Genomic DNA, 21,409 nt, shown 5'->3' with positions numbered 1-21,409 from the left:
AGAGTTGGCCAGCGGACACCGGCGATGCTCGATGCGCTTCGGGTGCTGTGCGCACGCTTCCCCGCCATCGCAAAAGCACCGACTGTGTAAGCCGTTTCAATCATTCGCCGTCGCTCGAATGCTTTGATTACTGCCCGCTTAACGCCTACAACTGAGGATGTCCGGCGATGTTCTTCCCGGCCGGATTCAACCGGCGGCGGAGGTGCAAATGAGCTATCAACTGATGGGCAGCATCCTCGAAGTGTGCGAATGCAAGGTGCTGTGTCCTTGCTGGATCGGAGAAGATCCCGACAACGGCTCGTGCCGCAGTGCGATGGCTTACCACTACGAGCGAGGCACGATCGACGGCGTCGATGTATCGGGCCTGACGATCGCGTTCGCGGCGTTCATTCCCGGCAATGTGCTCAAAGGCGGCTGGCGCGTCGCGATGTTCGTCGACGAGCGCGCGAGCGACGCGCAATTCGATGCTCTGGTGAGCGTGCACCGTGGCGAGCGCGGCGGCCCCCTCGCGGATCTCGTGCAGTTGATCGGCGAAGTCGTGTCGGTGGAACGCGTGCCGATCGAATACACGGTCGTCGACGGCAAGGGCAGGATGAAAGTCGGCGAAGCAATCGATGCCGAGTTGGAACCTTATCGCGGCCCGACCGGCGAGCCGACCAAGCTGGTCGAAAGCATCTTTTCGACGATACCGGGCTCCCCTGCTTTCGTCGGCAAGGCGAACTCTTTCCGCCTGCGGCACGAAAAGCTCGATCTCGATCTCGCGTTGAGCGGACATAACGCCATTCAGGGATCGTTCAACTTCGCGTCGTGAAGATGCTCGCACGCTCGCGGCTGTTCGCGCCGCTCTTCGTCGCATTGACGAGCAGCGCGTGGATCGCGTTATGGGCGTGGGACGCGGGGCCTTATGCGCGTTACCTGCGTCACACAAGCTGGGACGAACTGCCGCTCGTCGGCCCGATATGCCGCGCGATGCCCGGTGCTAGCGTCACGATCGCGGCGCTGCTGCACAGCGCCGCATGGCTGCTGATGATCGCGGCGATGATGCTGCCGAGCGCCTTCCCGCTGTTCGACACCTTCCGGCGGATGACCGTCGCGCGCGACAACCGGCGCACGCTGATGGCGCTTCTGATCGTCGGTTATGCGACGACGTGGGCGCTGTTCGGCGTGGTCGCGCACGGCTTCGACGCGGCGCTCCATCTGGTCGCCGCGCAGGTTCCGAGCTTGCTTGCGAACGGCTGGCTGATCGGCGCGGCGATCGTCGCGCTCGCGGGCCTCTATCAGTTCAGCAGCCTCAAACATCGATGTCTCGACAAATGCCGCTCGCCGCTGATGTTCATCACCGGGCATTGGCGGGGCAAAAGCGCGCGCCGCGAGAGCTTCGTGCTCGGCCTCAGTCACGGCGCGTTCTGCGTCGGCTGCTGTTGGGCGCTGATGCTGCTGATGTTCGCGGTCGGCACCGGCAGTGTCGGCTGGATGCTGGCGCTGGGCGCGATCATGTCGGCCGAGAAGAATTTCCGCTGGGGCAGGTCGATCGGCAAGCCGCTCGGCGTCGCGTTGCTTGCATGGTCCGCGTGGATCGTCGTACAGCACTCCTCCCTCATTGCCTGAGCCGTGCCCGGCGGCCTGCACGCACCTGCCCCGTTATCGCTCTGCGCTTCCAAAGAATGCCGCGAGTTCGTCGGCAACCGCGCGCGGTTGTTCTTCTGGAATGAAGTGCCCGCAGTGACTAATGGTGCGGCCTTGGACGTCGGTGAAAAAGGCTCGCAGAGGGGTCGCCATATCGGCGATGGAGCCTTGATCGGAACCGAGCGCCAGCAGTGGCAAATCGAGCCTGCCTCGCTGCTTCAATTCCGCGTTCTGCCGGGCGGACACGTTCGCGGCGCGGTAATACGCAAGACCCGCGCGCAAGCCGCCGTCTTTCTTCAGAATCCGCAGATATTCATCGATATCGGCATCAGTGAACGTGTCGGGATTGGCCGTCTTTCGCCGCAAAAACCAGTCGAGGTATTCGCGCTCCTTGCCGGCAAGCAGCACTTCCGGCAGATCCGGTAGGACGTGAAACGCAAAATGCCAGGTACGCCATGCACGCTCGGGCGCGATCGGCAACGCATCGGGCAACGTCACGCCGGGGATCCCCGCATCCAGCAGCGCAAGGCGACGGACCTCGTCGGCGAACATCACCGCGTAAGGAAAAGCCACCCACGCTCCAATGTCGTGTCCGGCGAGAAAGTACCGGCTCACTCCGAGTTGCTGGAGCAAACCGTGGACATGGCTCGCAAGGGTCTGCGTGTCGTAGCCGTCCATAGGACGATCCGAATCACCTTGTCCGGGAAGGTCCGCTGCGACGATTCGATAGGTCTTTGCAAGCAGCGCGATCACGTTGCGCCACGCGAACCAGCTCTGCGGAAAGCCCGCGAGCAACACGATCACGTCACCCTGTGGGTTTCCACCGGTGACGTAGTGCAGTCTCAGTCCGTCTACGGTTGCGAACTTGTGCTCGAATCCTTCCAACCCCGGAACGGGCCTTGATGCTGGCAGCGTGATTACGATTTCGGAACTCCCAGATGGCATGGGCGAGTGAAGTGCTTTCACGAACGAGACTCCTTTGGGTTGAGTGATTACATCGTTGAGCGGCTGTTTCTCATCGGCGGGTTACGTTAGGAAATAGTCATTTCCTAATTTGGCGAGCAGCACTGGTAACTGATGCGATGCTATATCTTGCTGTGCTTAGTCCAGCAGACGCATGGCCTGCTCCGCCGCCGCCATTATGTGCGCCCGGGGCCGCCCGACTTTGCCGACGACCCTCAAACCTTGCGTCAAACTCAGCAGGGCGCGGCCGGTAGCGTCCGCATCCACGGCAGACGCGATCGAACCGTCTGTCTGGCCCAGCCGGATCAGACGGCACAACAGACGCTCCGTTCGCTGCAAAGAAGCGGCGACATGACCGGCGACCTCATCATCGAAAGCCAGCAGATCGATTGCGCTTCCGACTACGAGACAGCCCCGCTTGCCCTCGTCGCCAACTGCGGACTCGGCATAAAACCGCAGAACGGCCCGCACCTTGTTGCGGCCGGTTTGCTCCGCGTCGAGCAGGCTTTGCAACTGGCCATTTCGTAGACGGATGTAGCGCTCGAGCGCGGCAAGAAACACCGCCCGCTTATCGGTGAACGCCTTGTAGATACTGCCGGCCGTGAGGCCCATCGCGGCACCGAGGTCGCCAAGAGACGTCCCTTGATAGCCGCGTTCGCGAAAAATCTGGATTGCGCCGTCCAGCGCGACGTCCATGTCGAATTCGCGAGGACGACCTGGAGCTCGAGGCTGTCTGGCAGGATGGTGGCGTGCGGTCATGGCGCGATTATAGGAAATGGTCATTTCCTAATCAAGATGTCCCGTCGCGTAGGGTTCCGAAAACCGCGGTCCGGTTTCGAGGCAGTCGTGCAAAACTTGTCCACCGCCTTATCCACTTTTTCTGTGCACAACTTCTATCGGCGCGGTCACTCGGGGCGATCGGGCGCGACGCGCTCCAGCGAATCCGGTGTAGTCTGACGGTATGGTGCTCATTTCGGAGGCGGCATGGAACGGGAGCTAAAGCTGCGCGTTGCGAACGAAGATCTCGGCAAATTGCGCAACGCATCGATACTCGCGCAATCGGAAGCCACAGCGGGAACGCCTCACCTGCTGACCAGCACCTATTTCGATACACCGGAGTTTTCATTTCACTGGTGCGGGGCTTCCCTGCGCGTGCGCAGCGTCGGCAACGAGAAAATCCAGACGCTGAAGCTCGAAGGCTCGGCCAAGGCGGGGCTGTTCGACAGGGACGAGTTCGAGATGCCCGTGACGAGCGACGTGCCCGATCTGAAGCTGCTGTGCGACCAGATCCCCGACGACAGCGACTGCGGGAAGCTGATTCGCGACGAGACCGTTCCCGCCCAACTGAAGCCCGTATTCGTCACGCGGATCAACCGCTCGGCATTTGCGCTGCGCCAGCCGTCCGGATACGAACTCGAGCTTGCTCTGGACGAAGGAACCATCGAGGCGGAGCCGGGCTCGGTGCAGATCGCCGCCGTGGAACTGGAATTGAAACAGGGCGATCCGGACATGCTGTACCGCGTCGCGCTGGAAATGCTCGAAACCGTGCCGCTGCGTATCGATCATCGCAGCAAGGCCGATATCGGGTATGCACTGCTGGTAGCCGAGCACAGCGAGGCGGTGAAAGCGCAACCGGTGCGACTGGACAAGCGCGATTCGATCGAGGATGCATTCTGCGTGATTGTGCGCAACTGTCTGGACCAGGTCCACGCGAATGAGCTGGGCGTCGTGTCGGGCCACGATCCATCGAGCGTCCATCAGATGCGCGTGGGGCTTCGCCGCTTGCGTTCGGCCCTCGACCTGTTTGCGAAGGTCATCCCCGCCGCTCCCGGCTTCGACGAGGAGTTGCGCTGGATTGCCTCGGAACTCGGCGCCGCGCGCGACTGGGAAGTGCTCGCGGGATCGACGCTCGAACATGCCGGCGCCGACGGCGGTACGGAAGAGATCCGCCCCGTCAGAGAGGCTTGCGAGCAGATTGCGGTCAACAACCGGCAGCGCGCGGCGGCCGCGGTCGAATCGGTTCGCTATACGCGGCTCGCGCTCCAGCTGGCGCTCTGGGTGACCCGCAAGGGTTGGCGAGATGAGATGTCCGACGAACAGCGCGACGTGATCAGCACCCCGGTGAAGCCCTTCGCCGCCGATGTTCTGCGCCGTCGGCACAAGAAACTGATCAAACGTGGCAAGGGTTTGGCCGATCTCGACGATCACAGCCGTCACCGCGCCCGCATCGCGGCGAAGAAAGTTCGATACGCCACCGAGTTCTTCGCGTCGCTATGCCCGCGGCGGGTCGTCCGCCACTATGTCGAGGCGCTCACCGCGCTTCAGGACGATCTCGGCTGGCGCAACGATGCCGTCGTCGCCGATCAGCTGCTGAAGTCGCTGCTGACGACGGCGCCCGAGGCGGCCTCGGGCGCGGCCTTCGCACGTGGCTTCCTCGCGTCGCGGGTCGCTGCCGATCATCGGACATTGAAGAAGCTGTGGAAGCGCTTCAAGCTGCTTTCGTCACCGCACTGATGGTCCGAACAAACGCGACCATGCCGCGCGCACGCGGCGCGCGCGATCCTCGAACAGGTACGACGCAGCGAGCGCAAACAGGCCTGACATGACCCCCGTCGCGATGTGTTCGAGCGCATGAAAGCGGTAGTGGCTCAGATGAGAATAGGCATCGCCGATGGCGGTCAGGCAACCGACGAGCAGTGCGTTGCTATAGCGATTCCCGTACCACTTCGCCGCCGGCGTGAAGGTGAGCAGCAGCGCGAGCACACCGGTGAGCAGCCCGGTCTTGAATGCGATCGCCCAGTGCGTGAGGCTCATCACGTTGCCCCAGCTCCCCGGCATACAGGTCATGCACGCGCTGGTTGGCTGCCAGAAACGCTGGACAAGCAGTTTGAAGCGGCGTTTCCATGCGCTTCCCATGATGTGCTCCACGATGTCCGGCGTGAGATTCCACGCGGAAATGGTACATCGCGAGCGCGCCGTAGCGTGGAACTTCGCTATGACGACCGATCTCGATTACGCGCTCGCGTGGCGCCCGTAATCACCGCGATGCCGAGCAGTATCACGGCCACGATGGCAATGATGTGCTGCGCGACATGCAGCGCCATCAATCCCCACGCGACGCCACCAATGAAAATGATCCATCCGACCAGATAGATGAGCAGGGTCATCGTTGTTCTCCTTGATCCACGGGCCTATCTCTAAGCACATTGCGCGCCTGATGTCATCTGCCGACGTGTCTGGCATAGTCTGTGCGTCCCACATCACCGTTTGCGCGGCCCTGCAGGCAGCGCCCTCTTCTATTACCGATCGATATGGACGCTCCCCGCACCCCACCCCGCCCAAACGCGCCGCCGTCCGGTGGTCGCACCGGCTTCGTATGCGTGCGAGGCGCGCGCGAGCACAATCTGAAAAACGTCGACGTGCAGATTCCACGCGATGCGCTGGTCGTGTTCACGGGCGTGTCGGGCTCGGGCAAATCATCGCTGGCGTTCGGCACGCTATACGCGGAGGCGCAGCGGCGCTACTTCGAATCGGTCGCGCCGTATGCGAGGCGCCTGATCGAACAGGTCGGCGTGCCCGAAGTCGATGCGATCGAAGGGCTGCCGCCCGCGGTTGCGCTGCAACAGCAACGAGGCGCACCGAGCGCGCGTTCATCGGTGGGCAGCGTGACGACGCTGTCGAGCCTCGTGCGCATGCTGTATTCGCGAACCGGTGACTATCCCCCGAAACAGCCGATGCTGTTCGCCGAGGACTTTTCTCCGAACACGGTGCAAGGCGCCTGCCCGACCTGCCATGGATTGGGCCGCGTGTACGAGGTCACCGAGAAATCGATGGTGCCCGACGACTCGCTCACGATCCGCGAGCGCGCGATCGCAGCGTGGCCGCCGGCGTGGCACGGGCAGAATCTGCGCGACATCCTCGTGACCCTCGGCTACGACGTCGACACGCCGTGGCGCGATCTGCCGAAAAAGGATCGCGACTGGATTCTCTTCACCGACGAACAGCCGACCGTGCCCGTCTATGCCGGCCTCACGCCGAAGGAGACCCGCGCCGCGCTCAGGCGCAAGGACGAGCCGAGCTATCAGGGCACGTTCACGGGCGCGCGCCGGTACGTGCTGCATACCTTTGCGACCACCCAAAGCGCGCTGATGAAAAAGCGCGTGTCGCAGTACATGGTCGGCAGCGAGTGCCCGGCTTGCGATGGCAAACGGCTCAAGAAAGAAGCGCTGTCGGTGAAATTCGCCGGATTGGATATCGGCGAGTTTTCACAGTTGCCGCTCGCCGAACTCGCCGCGATTCTCGCGCCGATTGCACGCGGCGAATGGCCGGAGCCGCAGACGTCGACCACCGGCCAGGGCAGCGTACTCAGCAGAAGCGCGATGCGTGACGCCGTCGACAAGCGGGTCGCCGCCGGCGGCTCCGCGCACAAGGCGTCGCCCGATGTCCGGCGCACGCCGAACCTGTCCGGGGAGAAACGCCTCGCCGCGCAGCGGATCGCCGCCGAACTGCTGGAACGCCTGACCACGCTGGTCGAGCTGGGCCTCGGCTATCTCGCGCTCGAACGTGGCACGCCGACGCTGTCGTCGGGTGAATTGCAGCGCTTGCGACTGGCCACGCAATTGTCGTCGCAACTCTTCGGTGTCGTGTACGTGCTCGACGAGCCATCGGCCGGCTTGCATCCCGCCGATGGCGAAGCGCTTTTCAGCGCGCTGCAGGAACTGAAGGCGGCAGGTAATTCGCTGTTCGTCGTCGAGCACGATTTGCAGATGATGCGGCGCGCCGACTGGCTGGTCGATGTCGGTCCGGCGGCCGGCGAAGCGGGCGGTCACGTGGTTTATAGCGGGCCGCCGCAGGGACTCGCGACGGTCGAGGCGTCACAGACGCGCCGCCATCTGTTCGCCCCGCCCGCGCAAGTCGATCGCGTACCGCGCGACGCCGCCGGCTGGCTGCGGCTCGCCAATATCACGCGCAACAATCTGCACGGCTTGAACGCCGCGTTCCCGCTCGGCTGCCTGACGACGGTCACCGGCGTCTCGGGCTCCGGCAAATCGAGCCTCGTGAGCCAGGCGCTCCCGGAACTGGTCGCGCGGCGGCTGGGAAAGATCATCGAAAGCCCGGACGATGACGAACCGGACCCGCTGCTCGCCACCGCGACGACGCCCACGAGCGGCCATATCGCCGACGGCATGGACGCGCTGCGCCGGCTCGTACGTGTCGATCAGAAGCCGATCGGACGCACGCCGCGTTCCAACCTCGCGACCTATACGGGCCTTTTCGACCACGTGCGCAAGCTGTTCGCGGACACGCCCAGCGCGCGCAAGCGTCGCTATAGCGCCGGGCGCTTTTCGTTCAACGTCGCGCAAGGCCGCTGCCCGACCTGCGAAGGCGAAGGCTTCGTCAGCGTCGAATTGCTATTTCTGCCGAGCGTGTATGCGCCTTGTTCGACCTGTCACGGCACCCGCTACAACGCATCGACGCTGGAGATCACGTGGCGCGATAAAAACATCGCCGAGGTGCTGGGCCTGACCGTCGATGCCGCGTGCAGCTTCTTTGCCGATGAGCCGGGCGTGATGCGCGCGCTGAATGCGCTGCGCGACATCGGCCTCGGCTATCTGCGGCTCGGCCAGCCCGCCACCGAGCTATCGGGCGGCGAGGCGCAGCGCATCAAGCTCGCCACCGAACTGCAACGCGCACAGCGCGGGGACACGTTGTACATCCTCGACGAACCGACGACCGGCCTCCATGCCGCCGATGTGGACCGGCTGATGGTGCAACTGCAACGGCTCGTCGAGGTGGGCAATACCGTGGTGGTGGTCGAGCACGACATGCGGGTGGCCGCGCAGAGCGACTGGGTCATCGACGTCGGCCCGGGCGCCGGCGACGCCGGCGGGACGATCGTGGCGAGCGGCACGCCGGCCGAAGTCGCGTGCAGGAAGGAAAGCCGCACGGCCGTGTATCTGCGGCAACACCTCGTGGCTTGAGCTGGGGACGCATGCATAAGACCGATCAGTGTTCTAAGCTTTCTCTGCAGGCCCGTCAGGTAGCAAGCACTGAGCGGGCAGCAAAACGCGCGACGCACATGGACCTCTGACATGCCCCTATCCAGTCCAGTCTCGAATGTGTCGACCAGACCGCCCGCCCCTCGCCTGACGACGCTCAGTCACATACAGATCGCGTCGCTGTGGTTTGCGCTGTTTACCCAATGGATGACGGTCGTTCCGGTGCTGGTGCCGTCACAGGTCGCCGAAATGCTCGGACGCGATGCCGCATTGAAGGAAGGGGTGGCCGGCTCCGTCATTGCGTCCGGCGCGTTCGTTGCAATGATCGTGGCGCCGCTGGCCGGCGCGCTTTCAGATCGCTCCATCGCAAAACATGGACGTCGGCGATCGTTTCTCGTCACCGGCGTGTTCGGCACTGCGGTTGCCCTGGTATGGCTTGCTTCGTTCAACAGAGGGGCGAGCGTATGGCTGTATGCACTCGCGTTCCTGAATCTGCAGTTCTGGTGGAACTGGGCGGCGGGTCCGTATGCCGGGCTGGTGCCCGATGTCGTGCCCAAACGGGAAACCAACCGCGCGAGCGCGTGGCTCAACGTGATGTCGGTGCTCGGCACCATCAGTGGCAACGTGGTGCTCGTCGTGCTCTATTCGCCGGGCCGCCTCTATCCGACGGTGGCCACGTTCATTGCGATCATGCTGCTCTGCCTTTGGCTGACGATTCGCGGCTCGCGCGAGCCGACGCCTGTCAGATCCCATCAACGGTTCGAACTCCTCGCGTTCTTGCGCTCGTTCTATCTCGACCCGCGCCTCCACCGAAACTTTTACTGGGTGCTGGTAACCCGTCTGTTCGGCAACATGGGAATCTGGTCGATCTTCACCTTCATGTTGTACTACCTGCAGGACGTGATCGGCATTCGTCATCCGACCGGAGTGATGAACGGGCTTCTCGGTGTCGGCGTCGTACTGGCGATCCCGGCCAGCCTGTTGGGTGCTCGGCTCGCCGACCGCCACGGCGCGGTCCCCGTCGTCCGCCTGACAAGCTGGATCATGGCCGGAGCCGCAATCGGCTTTGTCATGCTGGCGCTGCATCCGAACCTGTCGCTGGTAATCGCGGTCGGACTCGTTTTCTGCGCCGCCTACGGGACCTATCAAGCCGTCGACTGGGCGCTCGCGCTGCAAGTGTTGCCAGACGATGCATCCAGCGGCAAGGACATGGGCATCTGGCAAGTGTCGATGGTGCTGCCGCAGATCCTCGGCCCCGCGGCGACCGGGTGGATGCTGTCGTGGGTGAAGGCGCTTGCGGGTGCCGGAACCGCCTACGTCGTCGCGTTCGTCGTCGCAGCGGGGTGGTTCGTGCTCGCGGCGTGGTTCGTCTCGCACATCAGGATTGCTTCGCAGCAACACGTATCCAGCGGACTCGCCGGGCGATCGTCATAGAGCCACGGCCCCGCCTGTTGCAGGTTCATCCGGCCGTAACGGAGGCAGAAATGGCTCGCGCAGACGTCGATGTCACGGAACAAAAACGCTTGAACGACGCGCATACGGCGCAAGTGCCATGGAAGCAGTGGGGGCCGTACCTGAGCGAGCGGCAATTGGGAGCCGTCCGCGAGGACTACAGCGAAGATGGCGACGCCTGGAACTATTTCACCCACGACCAGGCGCGTTCGCGCGCTTACAGGTGGGGAGAAGACGGGCTCGGCGGACTATCCGACGACCAGCAGCGACTCTGCTTCGCGCTCGCACTCTGGAACGGGCGCGACCCGATTCTGAAGGAACGCCTGTTCGGGCTCACCAATAGCGAAGGCAATCATGGCGAGGACGTGAAGGAATATTACTTCTATGTCGACAGCACGCCCACGCACTCGTACACGAAGTATCTGTACAAGTACCCGCAGCGGGAATATCCGTACGTCGACCTGATCGAGACGAACCGCAAGCGATCGCGAGAAGAACTCGAGTACGAACTGCTCGATACCGGCGTATTCGATGACGACCGGTATTTCGATGTGTTCGTCGAATACGCGAAGCGCGATCCACAAGACATCTTCGTGCGCATTTGCGTGCACAACCGCGGGCAGGACGCGGCGCAGCTTCGAATCCTGCCGACGCTATGGTTTCGCAATACATGGTCGGAGAACCACGACGATCCCAGGCCGTCGCTGTGCGAAGAGGCGCCGGGCGTCATTCGGGCGCGCCATCATGAACTGGGCGACTACTGGCTCTATTGCGAAGGCGCGACGGAACTGCTGTTCACGGAAAACGAAAGCAATGCACGGCGTCTGTGGAATCAGCCCAATGCTTCGCCGTATGTGAAGGACGCGTTCCACGCGTATGTGACCGGCGGGCAACGCGAGGCGGTGAATCCCGCCAGAACGGGAACCAAGGCGGCGGCCCATTGCGTATGCGACGTACCCGGCGGCGACAGCGTGACGATCCGGCTGCGCCTGAGCGCGGCGAGCCGCGACAACGCGTTCGACGGCTTCGAGAACACCTTCAACGAACGCATTGCCGATGCGGACGAGTTCTACGCGCGCATCGCGCCGAAATCGCTGACGGAAGACCAGCGCCGGGTGCATCGTCAGGCGTTGGCGGGCATGTTGTGGGGCAAGCAGTACTACTACTTCGATCTCGAACTGTGGCTGCGCGAGCATGGGAGTCATCCGTTGCTCGACGGCGAGCGGCTCGACGTGCGCAACACCGGGTGGTTCCACATGCTGAATGCGGACGTGATCTCGATGCCGGACAAATGGGAATACCCATGGTACGCGGCCTGGGATCTGGCGTTCCACACGATCTCTCTGGCGCTCGTCGACTTCGATTTCGCGCAGGAGCAATTGCTGCTGATGTTGCGCACCCTGTATGTCCATCCGAGCGGCCAGATTCCGGCCTACGAGTGGAACTTCAGCGACGTCAATCCTCCGGTGCATGCGGCCGCCACGCTTTGGCTCTACCGGTACGGCAAAGAGCTGGGACGGGCCGACCCGCGCTTTCTCGAGCGCTCGTTTCAGGGGCTGATGCTCAATTTCAACTGGTGGGTCAATCGCAAGGACCCAGCAGGACGCAACGTGTTCGCCGGCGGCTTTCTGGGGCTGGACAACATCGGGGTGTTCGATCGCAGCGCGCAGCTGCCGACGGGTGGATCGCTGGAACAGGCGGACGGAACCGCGTGGATGGCGTTTTATTGCCAGTGCATGCTGGAGATGGCGATCATCCTGACGGAATACGATCCGATGTACGAGGAGATCGCCTTCAGGTTCGTCCAGCACTTCATGTGGATCGCCTACGCGATGGATCGGCGCGGCGAACATCCGGACGACATGTGGGACGAGCATGACGGCTTCTTCTATGATCTGCTGCGGCTTCCCGACGGCCAGACCATGCGTCTGAAGATCAGGTCGATGGTGGGGCTGCTGCCGCTGTGCGCGACGACAGTATTCGAAGCAGATTCGGTGACACGGTATCCGAAACTGATGGAGCTGATCGCCCAGTTCCGCAAACGCTACCCGGAACTGCTCGCGCACGTGGCGCCGACGGATACGGGCTTCATCGGCCATCGGGAGCGCAGGCTCCTGTCGATCCTGAACAGACGCAAGCTCGAACGCGTGCTCGGATACCTGCTCGACGAGAATGAGTTCCTCGGACCGCATGGCATCCGTTCGCTCTCCCGCTATCACCTCGATCATCCGTATGTGCTCAACATCGGCGGGACCGATTACAAAGTGCAGTACCTGCCGGCCGAATCCAATACGGGCATGTTCGGCGGGAATTCCAACTGGCGAGGTCCGGTATGGATGCCGGTGAACCTGCTCGTTGTCAGGGCACTGATGAACCTCTACAGCTTTTTCGGCGACGAGTTCAAGGTGCAATGCCCGACCGGGTCCGGGCATTACATGACGCTGTTCGAGGTGACACAGGAAATCGTCCGGCGACTGACGGGTACGTTCTTGCGCGATGCGGATGGAAGACGTCCCGTCTATGGCGGGACCAGCAAGTTTCAGGACGATCCGCACTGGCGCGACCTGATCCTGTTCTACGAGTATTTCCACGGCGACAACGGTGCGGGGCTCGGAGCCAGTCATCAAACCGGCTGGACGGGCCTCGTCGCACCTCTGTTGGACATGTTCGGGCGGATCGATGCTCGAACCGTACTCGACAGCGACCGCTGGCGCGTGATGGCCGGCGCTTCCGCGCACGAGGCGGGCAGCAGCGACAATGCTCTCAACGCGCACCGTCCGTGACCATCGCTCCGGATGTCTTGAGGCCCATGACTATGCTCAGGAGGCTCAAAAGCGTCACAGTAGCGGCCATGATCGCGGCCAGACGCAGACCCTCGGCAAGATGGTCGAACTCCGGCCGCACAAGGGCGCCGAACAACCCCACGCCGAGCACGCCGCCAATCTGACGCGCGGTGTTCAACACGCCCGATGCAATGCCCATGTACGACGGTTCCACGTGCGCCAGCACCGCGGTGTTGATCGACGGCACCGCGAGCGCGACACCGACGCCAACAGTGAGCAGCGGCAGCGCGACTGCTAGCGCACCGCTATCCACCCGCGCGAACGCAAGCGAAACATAGCCGAGCGCCGCCAGTGCCTGGCCGACAAGCATCGGCAGGCGATAACCGAAACGCGCGGTGAGCGAACCCGACGCGACGTTTGCGACTGCGACTACCGCTGTCATCGGCAGGAACGCGAGGCCGGTTTCGAGCGGTGTGTCGTGACGCGCGTTCTGGAAAAACAGACTCATCGCAAACATCAGTCCGTAGTAGCCGAAATTCAGCGACAGCCCCGTTAGCGCGCTGACGTTCACCGCGGCATGGCGGAACAGCGCGAGCGGTAAAAGCGGCTGCGCCTGCCGCGCCTCGACGATGACGAACAGCCCGCCCGTAACGGCCGCGACGGCCATTCCCGTCAACACGGTCACGCTGGTCCAGCCCAGCCTGCCGCTTTCGACAACCGCATACGTCAGCCCGACCAACGCAACGACGGCAAGCGTCTGGCCGGCCAGGTCGATGCGACGCGCCGCGTGACCTTGCGTGTCGGGCGCATGAGCGATGGTCAGCCAGATGCCCGCGACGCCGATCGGCACGTTGATCAGAAAAATGGCAGGCCAGCCGAAGCGGTCGACGAGCACGCCGCCGACCAGCGGCCCCGCCCCCAGCGCGAGCGCCGCGGTGCCCGCCCAGACGCTAACCGCCTTGGCCCGCGCATGCGGGTCCGGGAACGCCGCGCCGAGCAGCGCCAGCGACGACGGCACGCACAGCGCCGCGCCGATGCCCTGCACCACCCGCGACCCAACCAGCAGCGCCGCGCCATCCGACAGCCCGCACCCCACCGACGCGCAGGTAAACACGACGAACCCAGCGACGAACATGCGCCGCGCGCCGAACCGGTCGGCCAATGCGCCAGCGGACAGCAGCAGACTCGCGAACGCCAGCGTGTACGCGTTGACGACCCATTCCAGCGCCGTCGAATCGAGGCCGAGGCCATCGCGCATTCGTGCGAGCGCGACGGTCACGACCGTGACGTCGAGACAGATGATGACGAAGCCGAGGCTCGTCGCGAGCAAGGCAAGACGTGGCGACCGGGCCGGTGAGCTGAGCTGTTTGCGCATGATGTCCGTGCATGAAGTCGGCGATGCGGCACCGGGATGGGCCGCAAGCGCCGTGTATGCGGACTGTATTCCCACAGCGAAGATTGATAAACGCACGGCAAATGGCAACAGAACCAATTATTATTGGGGAATGGACCTCCTCAAAGCGATGACCGTGTTCGTGCGTGTAGTCGAAGGCGGCAGCCTGACGGCGGCGGCGGTAGCCTGCGACCTGTCGCCGACGATGGTCGGCAATCATCTTCAGGCGCTGGAAACGCGGCTAGGCGCGACACTCATCCATCGCACCACGCGCAAGCAGCAGATCAGCGCGTTTGGGCAGGCCTACTATGAACGATGCATCGAGATCCTCGGGCTGATCGACGATTCGGAACGGCTCGCGCTCGATCACCTCGCGACGCCACGCGGACGCCTGCGCATAACCGCGCCCGTCGTATTCAGCAACGAATGCCTGATGCCGGTGATCGCGGATTACTACGAGCGCTATCCCGAGGTGAAGCTCGATATCGTCGCCACCGATGCGCTGTCGGACCTGCTCGACGACGGCTTCGAGGCGGCGGTTCGGATCGGCGCGCTGGGCAATCCGGATCTCGTCGCACGGCCTCTGCAGCCGTACCGTCTGGTGTTGTGCGCGTCACGCGGGTATCTGGCAGCGCACGGCACGCCGTCATCGCCCGACGCACTGCGCTCGCATCAGTGCCTGACGTACGCGTATCCGCCGCGCTCGGAATGGCACGCGGCGCAGGCCGAATGGAGCCTCGAGGGTCCGGACGGCCGCGTGCGCGTGCCCGTCGACGGCAGGCTGAGGATCGACAATTCGGAAGCGCTGCGACGGGCGGTGTTGCGCGGCCTGGGCATCGCCATGCTGCCCGAGGTCCTCGTGGCCGCGGATCTGCGAGCGAAACGGTTGGTCGAAGTGCTGCCGGCGTTTGCCGCGCCCGAGCGGCCGCTGAACCTGCTGTATCTGCGTGAGCGGCGTACGTCGCCTAAGCTTCGGAGCTTTATTGAATTTATGGTCGAACGCTTCGGCGCGGAAGCGGCATCGCCCAACGGTGCTTGACCCACCCGCGCTCAATGCGAATCCTGTTGCCTCCTGCGTAGATTTTCGCGCACGCGACGAGCGACCAGAACCGTCAGATAGTCCGTGATTCGTGCGCCTTCGCTGTATTCGATCCATGTCTGCGCGTACATCTGCAAGACCGTTTCCTCTGGCGTGTTGGTGGCGGCGGCAATCTGCTTGATGACTTCCTCGACGTTGCGCGTGACCATTGCCTGCTCCCAGCGTGCGGTGATGAAAGACCGTCACGCGCACGTTACCCGCCTCAATGCGGCCGTTACTTGATCTGGGTCAACGAGGCCTTCACTGAAACACCGGTTTTCCCGACGCATCCTTGACTCTGGTCTTCCACTGCGAGCGGATTTCCGACACGACCGAATCCGGCAACGAGATGTAGTCGAGATCGCTGGCAGCCTGCCCGCCGTTCTTGAACGCCCAGTCGAAGAACTTCAGCGTTGCCGCGCCTTGCGCCGGCTTGTCTTGCGTCGCGTGCAGCAGCACGAAAGTCGCGCCGACGACCGGCCATGCGTCCTTGCCGGGCTCGTTGGTCAGGATCTGGTAGAACGACGTCTTCCAGTCCGCGCCCGAGGCGGCCGCCTTGAAGGTCTCGGTCTTCGGCGCAACCACCGTACCGGCGGAGTTCTTCAGGCTGGTGTAGACCATGTTGTTTTGCTTCGCATACGCCCACTCGACATAGCCGACCGCGCCAGGCAGCCGTTGCACGAAGGCGGCAACGCCGTCATTGCCCTTGCCGCCCGTACCGGTCGGCCAGTTCACCGTCGTGCCTTCGCCGACCTTCGACTTCCACTCCGGGTTCACCTTCGACAGAAAGTTCGTCCAGATGAAGCTCGTGCCCGAACCGTCGGCGCGGCGTACCACGGCGATGTCCGTGTCCGGCAGTTTCATGCCCGAATTCAGCGCGGCGATCGCCGGATCGTTCCATTTCTTGATCTTGTTCAGATAGATGTCGCCGAGCACCGCGCCCGACAGAACCAGTTGGCCCGGCTTCACGCCCGGCAGGTTGACGACCGGCACGACGCCGCCGACCACCGTCGGGAATTGGAACAGGCCAGTCTTCGCCAGTTCATCGTCCTTCATCGGCGCGTCGGAACCCGCGAAATCGACGGTCTTCGCGAGGATCTGCTTGATGCCGCCCGCTGACCCGATGCCCTGGTAGTTGACCTTGCCGCCCCCCGCCTTATGGTAGGCGTCGGCCCACTTGTTATAGATCGGGGCCGCAAACGTGCTGCCCGCACCGGTGATGTCGACGGTTTGCGCGTGCGCGGCCGCGAGCGGTAGAGCAACGGCAAGAACTGCAATTCCTCGTTTGAACAGCATGGTTTGCCTCCACAAGATTGACTGACCGGATCAATGGTTGCAGCAAGCTTCGCTCCGCGACGCAATTGCTCAACTACGCATCCTGCGGGCCCAGGGAACTTGCGTTGGACTCCCGCAACTTGCGCGGGCGCGCGGTGTTCTTGCGATGATGCATTTCAATCCGCTCCAGCACGTCCGTGTCTGTATTGAGCGTTTCCAGAAGGTTGCGCCCTTTGTTCGGCTTTACGCACCCGGCACGGCTGCCCATCGCTCGAACCTTCAAACTTAAGCACTTCAAGTTACATTCCGTTGACAGCGGCCGCGCTGCGTTCAGCGCGGGCGGGGCGCGGCATTGTTCGATGTTAGGGAGAATCGCTCTCCGCGCGCCGCCGAACTACACCGGCTGAGCCGAGCGAGTCCGGGCAAGCGGGTTACTGCTTATCAGTTGGTAGTGGCGTGTCGGTGAGACTGTCCTTGATCGCAGCCATCACAGCGGGCATCAGTGGCTCGCGGCCGACCCCAGCCCCTCCCAGCGCTTGCAGCACAGTGACGATCTTGATCGCGTCATATCGACGGCCACTGCCCACCGCCTCTTCGAAGGCGTTGGCCCGCCGGTTCGCCTCGTCCGGGTCGGCACTGACAAGCAATACGGCATGCGCGAGCACCAGATGGCCCCGTCCATCGCTCGTCCGCATCGCGGCTGGCGCCTGTCGCCAATACTGCGCCGTGCCAGCAATCTTGCGCGCGTCGGTGTCGACTCCCCAAGCCAGATTGAAGCGACCGTCGCAAAATGAACCGTCCACTGCCTGGTAGTGGGTCGTGACGCCGACCAAGCGCAGCGCGCTCCCGATGACTTCGCATAAGTGCAGGTACACCGCCTCGCTCATTTTGCTCGGCTGCTGCTCGACGAAATAAGCCAGACTCAAATTTAGAATCCCTGGGCCCTGCGGTACGAGGCCGCCGCCCGACATGCGTAGCCAGACGGGGCATCCGCCGCGAAGAAAAGCGGAGCGTGCAGATTCGAACTGCGGATAGCGCAGATAGCTGCGCGGTACCACCAAAGACTTCGGCGCTTCCCACAGTTGAGCAACATTGCGGCCACGCGCCGCTAAGTCCAGCAGTGTGTGCTCTGCCTGAAGGGGGTCGTGGACGGTCGGATCAGGTTGGATGAATTCGAATGACATAGTCAAAACGCGAAACAGAGCAACTGTCAGAATCGGTTGCAAGACGGAATGGCCGAGGCCGACAAAAGGAAGATCCCGTGATTTCCGACCGGATCGAGGAATGTGACATCAGTTTCGAGGCCAGTCAACGTTCGCGTAGAACGAGCACCCGATGGTCAACGTCACTTTGGCGAAACTCCCATCGGCGCCAGGCCGCCTGCTCCATGACGCCATGGTTAGCACTCGGCGCCTACCCGCTCAGGCTTCTTGCAGAAATGCAATGCTCTCCTGATTGAATCTCTCGGGCTGTTCATACTGCGCCCAGTTGTCACAGCCCTTGATTTCCACGAGCTGCGCGTTCGGTACGGTCCTGGCGATCGCACGGGCGTTGCTGAGAAACATATTGGGCCCATCACTTGTGGGGCGTCTTGAACAGGGCGTGGCCAGGAACACTGCGCACGGCATAGTCGAGTCGGCCACTACAGGCTGAGTCGTGCCGACCGGGTATTGGCATCCTGATCGAACAGCGTTGAGGCAGGCTTCTGCTGCGCCGCAGAGTTGCCATGCTGTGAAGCGCGCCTCGATGGCAAAGTTACTGAACCAACCGGGGCATCATGATCGTCCCATAGTTGGGGCCGATGCCGTCCATCTGGCTGTTTTTGCAGTAGTTCGGATCGTTGCCCATCTGCACGGTGATGACTGCGTTGGAGCCGCTGCCTGTCTCGTTCAGAATGTGCAGGCACCCGAATGCGACGATCGGCGGAGTGCTCCCCTGTCCACTCGTGACGTTACTCACCACGGCTACCGTCACCCAGGCACAACTACCCGCCGAACCCGCCGGGACCTGACTACACGTTGCAACGTTGTGGAACGCATTGCTATTCAGGCCCGTTTCCAGATAGATCGGTTGGCCGATAGACATCGGACTCGCGTTTCCGCTCGTCATCAACCCGACTATGGCGTCGGAACCAAGCTGGCTGTTAGCAGAAGAGAGGGACGTCCATTGTCCTGCGTTGCAATTGGCGGCCTGGTACGACGCTCTGATCCCGAAGATGTACGGTTGGCCGATCGTCTGCGGAATAGGCGTGCCGTTGTTGGCCGCTTGAGGGTCGGTTGTACTGGTAGCAAGAAGAGGGGAATTGGTCGCCGAATTCCAGTAGGAGTTGTACAGGCATTGCGACATCACGATCGGGAACAGCGCCCCAACTTCAGCGGTTCCAGGACTAGCCACGACCGCGGTCGCCGTCGCACTCGTCTTCAGCGACGCGATGTTCAGCACTTGCGCCAGATACACCGGCACGCTCCCGTTGGAGTCGCTCCCGTCCTTGTGGACCGTCACCTGGACCGCGGGCACGATCTTTCCGCTTGCTACCGGCACGGTGGCCTGGGATACACCAGCCGCAACATTGGTCACATTGACATAGCCGGTAACGACATCCGACGTATGCAACTGCACGGCTGTCCCCTGCACATTGTTCTTCGGTCCGAACGAAACAGCCACGGTCTGCGAGTCGTTCCAATCCGGATTGGCGGCGCTCGCGTTGTTGCAGCTAGCGTTGCTGGCCTGGGTATAGAGGCACTGTGCCCCTGCAAGCGCCGCGGCGTCGGCGGCAGTCTGTGCCTGAGTGCGGGCCACCATCAGATTGCCAATGTCGATTGCGAGCGCCGCGAAGCTCAGGAGCATAAGCAGCAACAGGGCGACCATGATGGCCACCGCGCCCTTCTGCTTCTTCATCGATTTGGCGCGGCGCTGATCACGCAGGGTATGGACGGTAGGCATGATGTTCTTCTTATTCGTTGTTCATCGTGGCCGTGGAGCTCAAGGTGATCGGCCCCGTCAACGGGTTGATCAGGGGGCCGAGCAGCAAGCCCGTGAACGTGTACGAGACCTTGACCGCCAACGCGGTGCCGAACGACCCGCCTGCGTTGGTTACCGAGACCGATGGCGTGGGGTTCTTCGTCGCAAACGAAATCAGGTACGAGGACGTATAGCCGGTCACGACGCTGGTGATGTCCGTCGTCGTTGGTCTGGGGCTGGTCAGTACGATGCCCGCTCGCGCGCCCTCCCTGGCGGCGTTGGTGATCACAGCCTGGTCGTACAGAGCCAGGCCGAACTCGACGATTCCGAACACAATGAGCAGCAGAAGCGGAAGTACCAGCGCGGTTTCAACGGCCACCACACCCTTTTGCTTTTTTTTCAGGTTCATTATTTGACTCCGCAGGCGGTCACGCAACTTTCACCGACAGCATCCTGTTCGCTAGAGCTTGCGCTCTGCTCTGGACGCTGATTCGGTGGACGCGATCTGGTATTTCGCAAAGGCGCGGCTAGCGCCAGGGAATCGAAGTTGGCGTGAATGAACGGCAACGAGCCAGCACACATCGAGGTAACATCGATGACGTGGCGCGTTTGAAAAATGATGGAATCGCGACGGTGCTCTTCGCTTGATTTCTCATGATGTCCCCCGACGATGAGTGCCACACTCCGCATGTGATTGCTGAATGCGAAGGGCCTCGGGAAGCCATCTGGTTGTCATTTTGGCTTCCGTTTATGGTTACAAAGCATACGAGCCAAATCGGGAAATTCTGCGCGCTGCCGCACAATTCTTCTGCAATAGCGGCGAAGCGGCGATCGACGACAACCCATTGAAACGGTTCATTCCCTATGAGCAACAGGATCGCGCAGCTTTTCCGGCATCTGACCTCCGGTGTGTATGTAATCGGCGTAGCGGACGGCGAGCGCCGCAATGCGTTCACCGCGAGCTCGGTGATGCAGGTTTCGTTTGCACCATTGCTGATCGCGCTCGGCATCAGTCCCGAGCATCAGTCGTACGAACTGCTGCGCAGCGGAGCGGTGTTTGCGATCAGCGTGTTACGCGCGGATCAACAGAAACTCGCCGAGCACTTCGGCACGCAGTCGGGCCGCGCCGTCGACAAGCTCGCGACGACTCGCTGGCGTCCCGGCGTAACCGGCGCGCCGCTATTGGTCGATGCGCTCGCGCATTTCGAGTGTCGGGTGGTCGATGACGTCGCGGCGGGAGATCATCGGGTGGTGATCGGGCGTGTCGTCGATGGCGCGCTAGCCGGCGCGGGCGGAAAACCGCTGATCTATGCGCAGACTGGCAATCTCGACATGAGCGAGGCCCTTTATCCCAGCACGTTTTCGTAATGGGTGGCGTGCTGGCTGCTCAATGCCAGTGCCCGCCATGTCCTCCGTGCCAGTGGCCGTAGTGATAGCCGCCACCGCCCCAGTAGCCCCCGATCACCACTGACGGCCCCCACCATCCGTAGTAGCCCGCCCATGGATAACCGTATGGGTAGCCGTACGGATAACCGTAATAGCCCGGATAGCCGTAATACCCGGGATAGCCGTAATAAGCGGGCGCAGGAACCGCGACATACGTGCAATTCTGTCCTGACAACGGCAAGTCGTTCGGCGCCGCATTCGCGCCGGCAGTCCCGCTTGCCGGCGTAGCCGCGTTGCCGGTCGCTGATTCCGTGGTGGCGGTGGCCGCACCGCTGCTGCAGGCGTAATAACCACCCGCTCCCGGATAGTACTACAAGGGCTTCCCCGTTGGACGCAAGTACAACGTTGACTTTTGGTGCTTTCTGCTGCGCTGCCTGGCTGGTGCAAGTGAGAAGGTGAAGGACTGCGGTACTACAACCGGTCATGTTGGGCT

At 62.7% G+C, this 21,409-nt stretch carries 21 protein-coding genes; 9 read left to right on the top strand and 12 right to left on the bottom strand.

The genetic code is table 11. The features are described 5' to 3' along the window. Positions 1-208 precede the first annotated feature (208 nt). Positions 209-811: a DUF1326 domain-containing protein gene (locus ACLFKU_RS28080; RefSeq protein ID WP_018436175.1), complete on the top strand. Its 603-nt coding sequence runs from the start codon at positions 209-211 to the stop codon at positions 809-811. Positions 812-813: 2 nt separating this feature from the next. After that, positions 814-1,608: a DUF2182 domain-containing protein gene (locus ACLFKU_RS28075; RefSeq protein WP_410851290.1), complete on the top strand. Its 795-nt coding sequence runs from the start codon at positions 814-816 to the stop codon at positions 1,606-1,608. Positions 1,609-1,641: 33 nt separating this feature from the next. On the opposite strand, the gene ACLFKU_RS28070 is transcribed toward ACLFKU_RS28075, so the two are convergent. Then, entirely contained in the window at positions 1,642-2,592 is a 951-nt protein-coding gene (locus ACLFKU_RS28070; RefSeq protein ID WP_410851237.1) for an alpha/beta fold hydrolase, read from the bottom strand. 135 nt (positions 2,593-2,727) lie between these two features. Continuing rightward, the gene (locus ACLFKU_RS28065; RefSeq protein ID WP_410851236.1) at positions 2,728-3,285 is read right to left on the bottom strand and encodes a TetR/AcrR family transcriptional regulator; all 558 of its coding nucleotides are present in this window, start codon (positions 3,283-3,285) and stop codon (positions 2,728-2,730) included. 288 nt (positions 3,286-3,573) lie between these two features. Here ACLFKU_RS28065 and ACLFKU_RS28060 point away from each other — a divergent pair, with 288 nt between their 5' ends. After that, positions 3,574-5,103, top strand: coding sequence for a CHAD domain-containing protein (locus ACLFKU_RS28060; RefSeq protein ID WP_410851235.1), 1,530 nt, complete (start codon positions 3,574-3,576; stop codon positions 5,101-5,103). On the opposite strand, the gene ACLFKU_RS28055 is transcribed toward ACLFKU_RS28060, so the two are convergent. Next, entirely contained in the window at positions 5,092-5,505 is a 414-nt protein-coding gene (locus ACLFKU_RS28055) for a hypothetical protein (RefSeq protein WP_368581260.1), read from the bottom strand. The two genes, ACLFKU_RS28060 and ACLFKU_RS28055, sit on opposite strands and share 12 nt — an antisense overlap. 77 nt (positions 5,506-5,582) lie before the next feature. Then, positions 5,583-5,756, bottom strand: a complete 174-nt coding sequence (locus ACLFKU_RS28050; protein ID WP_013093753.1) for a hypothetical protein — start codon at positions 5,754-5,756, stop codon at positions 5,583-5,585. 144 nt (positions 5,757-5,900) lie between these two features. Here ACLFKU_RS28050 and ACLFKU_RS28045 point away from each other — a divergent pair, with 144 nt between their 5' ends. The 3 genes from ACLFKU_RS28045 to ACLFKU_RS28035 all read left to right on the top strand — a co-directional run bounded on the left by ACLFKU_RS28045 (position 5,901) and on the right by ACLFKU_RS28035 (position 12,823). After that, complete coding sequence (locus ACLFKU_RS28045) at positions 5,901-8,570, top strand: ATP-binding cassette domain-containing protein (RefSeq protein WP_410851234.1); 2,670 nt, start codon at positions 5,901-5,903, stop codon at positions 8,568-8,570. A 111-nt stretch (positions 8,571-8,681) separates the two neighbouring features. Further along, positions 8,682-10,022 (top strand): MFS transporter, encoded by a 1,341-nt coding sequence (locus ACLFKU_RS28040; RefSeq protein WP_368581258.1) that lies wholly within the window; start codon positions 8,682-8,684, stop codon positions 10,020-10,022. A gap of 50 nt (positions 10,023-10,072) precedes the next feature. After that, positions 10,073-12,823: an MGH1-like glycoside hydrolase domain-containing protein gene (locus ACLFKU_RS28035; RefSeq protein ID WP_410851233.1), complete on the top strand. Its 2,751-nt coding sequence runs from the start codon at positions 10,073-10,075 to the stop codon at positions 12,821-12,823. Here the strand turns inward: ACLFKU_RS28035 and ACLFKU_RS28030 are convergent. Continuing rightward, positions 12,804-14,198 (bottom strand): MFS transporter, encoded by a 1,395-nt coding sequence (locus tag ACLFKU_RS28030; RefSeq protein ID WP_410851232.1) that lies wholly within the window; start codon positions 14,196-14,198, stop codon positions 12,804-12,806. The two genes, ACLFKU_RS28035 and ACLFKU_RS28030, sit on opposite strands and share 20 nt — an antisense overlap. 130 nt (positions 14,199-14,328) lie before the next feature. Between ACLFKU_RS28030 and ACLFKU_RS28025 the strand changes: the two genes are divergently transcribed. Then, positions 14,329-15,255: a LysR family transcriptional regulator gene (locus tag ACLFKU_RS28025; protein ID WP_410851231.1), complete on the top strand. Its 927-nt coding sequence runs from the start codon at positions 14,329-14,331 to the stop codon at positions 15,253-15,255. An 11-nt stretch (positions 15,256-15,266) separates the two neighbouring features. Here the strand turns inward: ACLFKU_RS28025 and ACLFKU_RS28020 are convergent, their stop codons facing one another. From ACLFKU_RS28020 to ACLFKU_RS27995, 6 genes are all read right to left on the bottom strand, one after another. Further along, positions 15,267-15,464, bottom strand: a complete 198-nt coding sequence (locus ACLFKU_RS28020) for a DUF3562 domain-containing protein (RefSeq protein WP_410851230.1) — start codon at positions 15,462-15,464, stop codon at positions 15,267-15,269. Between the two features lie 91 nt (positions 15,465-15,555). Further along, positions 15,556-16,590 carry a phosphate ABC transporter substrate-binding protein PstS gene (gene pstS, locus ACLFKU_RS28015; RefSeq protein WP_410851229.1) on the bottom strand — a complete coding sequence of 345 codons (1,035 nt, stop codon included), beginning with the start codon at positions 16,588-16,590 and terminating at the stop codon, positions 15,556-15,558. Between the two features lie 73 nt (positions 16,591-16,663). Then, positions 16,664-16,837: a hypothetical protein gene (locus ACLFKU_RS28010; RefSeq protein WP_410842367.1), complete on the bottom strand. Its 174-nt coding sequence runs from the start codon at positions 16,835-16,837 to the stop codon at positions 16,664-16,666. Positions 16,838-17,000: 163 nt separating this feature from the next. Further along, positions 17,001-17,753 carry a lipoyl protein ligase domain-containing protein gene (locus ACLFKU_RS28005; RefSeq protein WP_410851228.1) on the bottom strand — a complete coding sequence of 251 codons (753 nt, stop codon included), beginning with the start codon at positions 17,751-17,753 and terminating at the stop codon, positions 17,001-17,003. Between the two features lie 571 nt (positions 17,754-18,324). Further along, positions 18,325-19,512, bottom strand: coding sequence for a pilus assembly protein TadG-related protein (locus ACLFKU_RS28000; protein WP_410851227.1), 1,188 nt, complete (start codon positions 19,510-19,512; stop codon positions 18,325-18,327). Between the two features lie 10 nt (positions 19,513-19,522). Continuing rightward, positions 19,523-19,939, bottom strand: coding sequence for a TadE/TadG family type IV pilus assembly protein (locus tag ACLFKU_RS27995; protein WP_410851226.1), 417 nt, complete (start codon positions 19,937-19,939; stop codon positions 19,523-19,525). Between the two features lie 455 nt (positions 19,940-20,394). On the opposite strand from ACLFKU_RS27995, the gene ACLFKU_RS27990 reads away from it, so the two are divergent. Continuing rightward, a complete protein-coding gene (locus ACLFKU_RS27990; protein ID WP_410851225.1) occupies positions 20,395-20,898 on the top strand; it encodes a flavin reductase family protein in 504 nt (167 codons plus the stop codon). A gap of 19 nt (positions 20,899-20,917) precedes the next feature. On the opposite strand, the gene ACLFKU_RS27985 is transcribed toward ACLFKU_RS27990, so the two are convergent. Beyond that, on the bottom strand, positions 20,918-21,151 hold the full coding sequence (locus ACLFKU_RS27985; RefSeq protein ID WP_410851224.1) for a hypothetical protein: 234 nt from the start codon (positions 21,149-21,151) through the stop codon (positions 20,918-20,920). Between ACLFKU_RS27985 and ACLFKU_RS27980 the strand changes: the two genes are divergently transcribed. Then, complete coding sequence (locus tag ACLFKU_RS27980) at positions 21,132-21,263, top strand: hypothetical protein (protein WP_410851223.1); 132 nt, start codon at positions 21,132-21,134, stop codon at positions 21,261-21,263. The two genes, ACLFKU_RS27985 and ACLFKU_RS27980, sit on opposite strands and share 20 nt — an antisense overlap. Positions 21,264-21,409 lie beyond the last annotated feature (146 nt).

Origin of the sequence: Paraburkholderia sp. EG304 (genome assembly GCF_046543485.1) — a bacterium.
Lineage (GTDB): Bacteria > Pseudomonadota > Gammaproteobacteria > Burkholderiales > Burkholderiaceae > Paraburkholderia > Paraburkholderia youngii.
This window is presented reverse-complemented; position numbering and strand designations above follow the sequence as displayed.